Raw genomic sequence first — 5,050 nt, 5'->3', positions numbered from 1 at the left:
TTGACGGATATTCAGGATAAACCAAAATTGTTCTCTACGTTTATGTTGAGTTTGTTAGCCGAAATCTATCAGCAAATGCCCGAAAAAGGCGATGTTGAACAACCAGAATTAGTCATCTTTATTGACGAAGCGCATTTGATTTTTAACGAAGCAAGTAAAGCCTTGTTAGACCAAATAGAAACTATTATAAAACTAATTCGTTCCAAAGGGATTGGTGTTTATTTTGTGACTCAAAATCCAATGGATGTTCCGGCTAGTGTTTTGGCACAATTGGGATTGAAAATCCAACATGCGTTGCGTGCTTTTACTGCGAATGACAGACAGGCCATTAGGCAAACAGCCGACAATTATCCAACTTCTATTTACTATAAAACGGATGAAGTGTTAACCAGTTTGGGAATTGGGGAAGCCTTTGTAACAGCGTTAAACGAAAAAGGAATTCCAACTCCATTAGCCGCAACCATGATGCGTGCACCAATGAGCAGAATGGACGTTTTGACCGAAACTGAAATTACAGAAATCAACGGTAAATCGAAATTGGTTAGAAAGTATGCCGAAGAAATTGACCGAGATAGTGCTTACGAAATCCTGATCAAAAAGATTGAAAGTGCCGTTCAACAAGCTGAGTCTTCAGCTCAAACTGAAGTTGAAGAAAAGAAAAGCAACGAGCCAAGTACTGCTTCTGTTATTGGAAAATCGGTGGTGAAAGTGGTGACAAGTGCAACTTTTATTCGTGGTGTTTTTGGAGTGTTGAGTAAAATGTTTAAGCGTTAGTCATGAAAAAATACCTCATCCAAAAATCACCATTCGTTGTACCAACAACCGATGGAAAACTAATTGAAGAGCATCACGGAATACCAACTACAGGAAATTCAGAAATCTCAATTGCGCACATGATTGCGCCACCAAAATGGAGCGAGCCTTTTCAAACGCCAGAGTTTGAAGAATACACGTATATCATTTCAGGGAAAAAACAATTTATTATTGAAGGTGAAACAGTAGTTTTAGAAACCGGTCAATCCATCAAAATTGAAAAAAATACGCGAGTGCAATACTCCAATCCATTTGACGAACCATGTGAATACATTGCCATTTGCAAACCTGCGTTTGATTTTAATAAAGTGCATCGAGAAGAGTAAATTCCAAAAAATAAAAAAAACCAAATTACAAATAAATTGCAAATAGAAAACTCCAAATCTCAAACTTTGAAAGATTGAAATTTGGAGCTTTTTTGTTATTTGTTATTTATTATTTGGAGCTTAATAAAGTTATGATTTTATTTTCAACTTCTTCGCTATTCCATTTGGCTTCAATGTTCGGCAACTGCATCACTTCTTCCATGATTTTGTTCTGCAAATCACCAATCGCTAATGCTTCGGAATAAGGTTGTAAACTAAAGGTTACTCTGCTATACAACGGCATCCATTTATCGGGATGTTTTTCTGAAAACCATTTTTCTATTTTCTTTTGTAGTAAGAAATTGGCATCGGCTGTTTTGGAACTCATTTCCATAAAATTTCGAAATGATAATTCTGCTATCGCATCAGCATTCGGCTTTCTTGAATTCTCATAATCATTGAGTAAGTTTGCCCAATCATCTCCATATTTTTCCATCATTTCTTCTAAAACAGTAATGTCTTCAAAGCCAGAATTCATTCCATGTCCATAAAAAGGAACAATAGCATGGCAAGCATCACCAATAAGGGCAACTTTATCACTAAACGTCCACGGAAAACATTTCATAGTAACCAAATAACTGGTTGGATTTTTGAAAAAATCATCTACTAAATCCGGTATAACTTCTTTGGTATCTGGGAAGTTTTTGGCAAAAAATTCGACCAATTGTTCCGTAGTTTTTAAGGATGAGAATGAATTTTCGCCGTCATGAGGCATAAATAAGGTGCAGGTAAAACTTCCGTCTAAATTAGCCAAAGCCATCAACATAAAATTCCCGCGTGGCCAGATGTGTAAAGCGTTTTTGTTTAATTTATGACTTCCGTCTGCATTAGCAGGAATATGTAATTCTTTATAGCCCATTTTCATGAACTCCTGCGAGTAATCGAACATACTTTGGCGCTGCATTCTATGTCGAATTCTAGAGAAAGCACCATCGGCACCAAAAGTTAAATCATAATTATGGGTTGTCCATTCGCCTCGCTCTGTTTCTCCAATAGAAATAGTGGCGGTTGTAAGATCTACATCCCATACTTTTTCTTCAAAGAAAAATTCAACTCCTGCTTTCTCAGCCAAATCGACCATTTTTTTATTCAAAAGTCCTCTTGAAATTGAGTAAATTACTTCTCCGTTTTGACCGTAAAACTGTTCATTGACAGTTTCTTTCCCTACGTGTATGGCACGCCTATCAACTGGAATTCCTATGGCTAAAACTTCCGTTTCTAAACCAACATCCTGCAGGGTTTTTATGCCTCGATTGGATAAAACTAAATTAATAGAACGTCCTGAAAAATTGATCTTTCTTATATCCGGACTTCTGTCATATACATGCACGATGTGACCTCTTTTTTTAAGATAAATTCCTAACAAAGAACCAACTAATCCAGAACCAACAACAGCAATTTTTTTGGGAGTTTGCATTTATTTTTAATAAACGGTTTTGCAAATTTATGTTTTTTTAAAGAACTTTTTTTAAACATTAATTTAAACATTAAGAAGTTAAGTCAAATTAAGGTTTTCATTAAGCATAATCCTTAATTTACTTAATGAGATTCCTCCTTCATCGGAATGACAAAGCTGGTGGTGTTACTTTGGCTTAAAAATTAGTTTTGTTGACGTTGCTTCGATTTCTTTTTTATTGAGTTTCATCTTTCGGAATTTTCCTTTTACAAATAAATCGGTTTGATCATCATAATGTTTACTCATTGGATTTCCGGATTGTCCTGTTGGCAAAACACTCCAACTGTTTTCAATATCTGAGAAATCAATGATACGTCTAGTTGACGGTCCGCCTTTGGTATTGATTTCAGCTTCATCAGTGTAAATGAAAAGTTGGTTATTGATAACTTCATTACTTCCGGCAATGCCAAATGCTCCCACATTGAAAAACTTGCTAAACAATTTTACTTTCCCAATCGGATGCTGGAATTCCACTTTATGCACCTTCTCCCATTGCCATTGATTTATATCGGAACTTAATTGATTTTCTAATGATGCAATGGCTTCCTTGAACGATTGTGTCAGGATTTCAGATTGGGTTTCTTTTTTGTTTTTGGTATTGATGTTGTCCCACCAAACCGAAGTCGCATTTTGACTTTGATTTTCAATTACTTGTTTGATGATATGTGTGTTTAAAAGTAATTTGAAATTATCAACTCCGAATTCGTCTTCAAAAGTATCTTTTAAATAAAAATAAATCCATTTGTTGTAGATGCTTGGCGCGATGTCTTCCAGATTATGCGTTGCTTTCCACTCTTTCAAAACGGCTAACGCTTTCTTTTCATTTTCAGAAAATTTCGAAACATTTAATGGTTTTGTCATATTCACCACAATGGTTTCAGCTGTTGCCGATGTATTATCGACAATCATTTTACTCACATCTTCTTTTGTCCAATCGTTTTTTGGTGCCAATAATCCGTCAATTCGCATCGCTCTATCTTTTGGCAGATAATAGCCTGGATACAAATAACCGTCAATTGCTTCGGGTTGATTGTTTGCTGAATATACATAATTCCATGACGGATTTATAGCTGACGGATTTTTGGCAAAAGGAAGAAACTCCTTCTTATCATCGATACCATTTGCGCCGTTCAGGATAAAATTAGTATTCACTGATTTATCCACTTTATACAATTTCCCCGAAGTTATCCAGGCAATGTTACCTTTGGCATCGCCATACATAATATTTAATCCAGGTGCTTTTATAAGTTCAATGCTTTTATGGAAACTTGCCAGATTTTTAGCATGAGACAATTGATAAACAGCATCCAGGATTTGATTTTTTTGCTGTGTATAAATCCATGACATGGCAACTGACTTATCCGATTTCAATCCGTCTAACAAACCATTTACTACTGGTCCGTGTTGTGATGTTTTAACATTTAATTTTACATCAGCACTGTCTTTTACCTTAATGGTTTTTTGTTTGTAAGTATAGTTTTTAAAGCCATCCAGAGTTTTATATTGATGTTCATCATTTGGATTATCTTCTTCCTGAAAGAAATCGACATCATCGTTTTCGAACATTGTCAAACCGTAAGCATAGTTATGATTATGTCCCAAAAGCGGAAACGGCGTTCCGGCAATGTAATAGCCATAAATTTCATAATCCGGACAAACAATATGGGCTTCGTACCAAGTTCCGGGTTGCGAAAACATAATATGCGGATCGTTTGCCAAAATTACTTTACCGTTTTTAGTTTTAGCGCCGCCAATTACCCAACTGTTGCTTCCAATAAAAGCAGGAACAGGTGACGATTCCAGCAAACCGGCAACCGATTTTGCTATTTCAGCATACTCTTTATAATTGCCTTTATAAGGTTTTAATTGTTTGGTCCCGAATTCGCCTTGAATGCCAAAATCCTGCATATATTTCATTCCGAAACGGTCGCGGATATCGGTTAGTAATGGATCTGTTTTTTGTGCCATAGCAAAGCTGAAAGACATGTATCCAAAAATATTATAAACATCGGTAAGTGTAAATTTTTGTTTTTTGATACTTAACAATTGATATTCTAAAGGCGTTTTTCCTTCTTCAATATATTGATTGATTCCATCGATATAAGCCATCGTTAGTTTGTAGGCTTGGGAGTTTTTATCGAGGTTGGCAATGTTCTTTTGCGTATTTTCTTCAATGCCAATTCCAGAGAAAAACTTATCTGTTTTCAGCATTACGGAACCAAATATCTCGGAGAGTTTGCCTGGCGCTATTCGGCGCATGAGTTCCATTTGCCATAGTCGGTCTTGTGCGTGAACATAACCCAGCGTTGTCATTGCGTCCTCTTGTGAATTGGCATAAATGTGCGGAATTCCGTATTCATCAAAGTAAACCGTTGTTTGCTTTTTTATGTTATTTAGGGTTTGTTCTCCTTCTTCT

At 36.0% G+C, this 5,050-nt stretch carries 4 protein-coding genes; 2 read left to right on the top strand and 2 right to left on the bottom strand.

Features of this window, described 5'->3' with window-relative positions; translation table 11 throughout:
* A partial coding sequence (locus tag RMN97_RS11255; RefSeq protein ID WP_309614621.1) for a helicase HerA-like domain-containing protein occupies positions 1 to 774 on the top strand: 774 nt, incomplete at its 5' end.
* A gap of 2 nt (positions 775 to 776) precedes the next feature.
* On the top strand, positions 777 to 1,139 hold the full coding sequence (locus RMN97_RS11250; RefSeq protein ID WP_309614620.1) for a cupin domain-containing protein: 363 nt from the start codon (positions 777 to 779) through the stop codon (positions 1,137 to 1,139).
* Between the two features lie 109 nt (positions 1,140 to 1,248).
* Here RMN97_RS11250 and RMN97_RS11245 read toward each other — a convergent pair whose 3' ends face one another.
* The gene (locus tag RMN97_RS11245; RefSeq protein ID WP_309614619.1) at positions 1,249 to 2,595 is read right to left on the bottom strand and encodes an NAD(P)/FAD-dependent oxidoreductase; all 1,347 of its coding nucleotides are present in this window, start codon (positions 2,593 to 2,595) and stop codon (positions 1,249 to 1,251) included.
* 165 nt (positions 2,596 to 2,760) lie between these two features.
* The coding region (locus tag RMN97_RS11240) for a penicillin acylase family protein (protein ID WP_309614618.1) at positions 2,761 to 5,050 on the bottom strand (2,290 nt) is incomplete at its 5' end.

This window comes from Flavobacterium sp. (assembly GCF_031381455.1).
In the GTDB taxonomy this organism is placed as follows: Bacteria; Bacteroidota; Bacteroidia; order Flavobacteriales; family Flavobacteriaceae; genus Flavobacterium.
This window is presented reverse-complemented; position numbering and strand designations above follow the sequence as displayed.

What these genes read in the sequence shown, in the direction of transcription:
- RMN97_RS11245 (WP_309614619.1), bottom strand. Translation starts at nt 2,595, where the DNA reads ATGCAAACTCCCAAAAAAATTGCTGTTGTTGGTTCTGGATTAGTTGGT.
- RMN97_RS11250 (WP_309614620.1), top strand. Translation starts at nt 777, where the DNA reads ATGAAAAAATACCTCATCCAAAAATCACCATTCGTTGTACCAACAACC.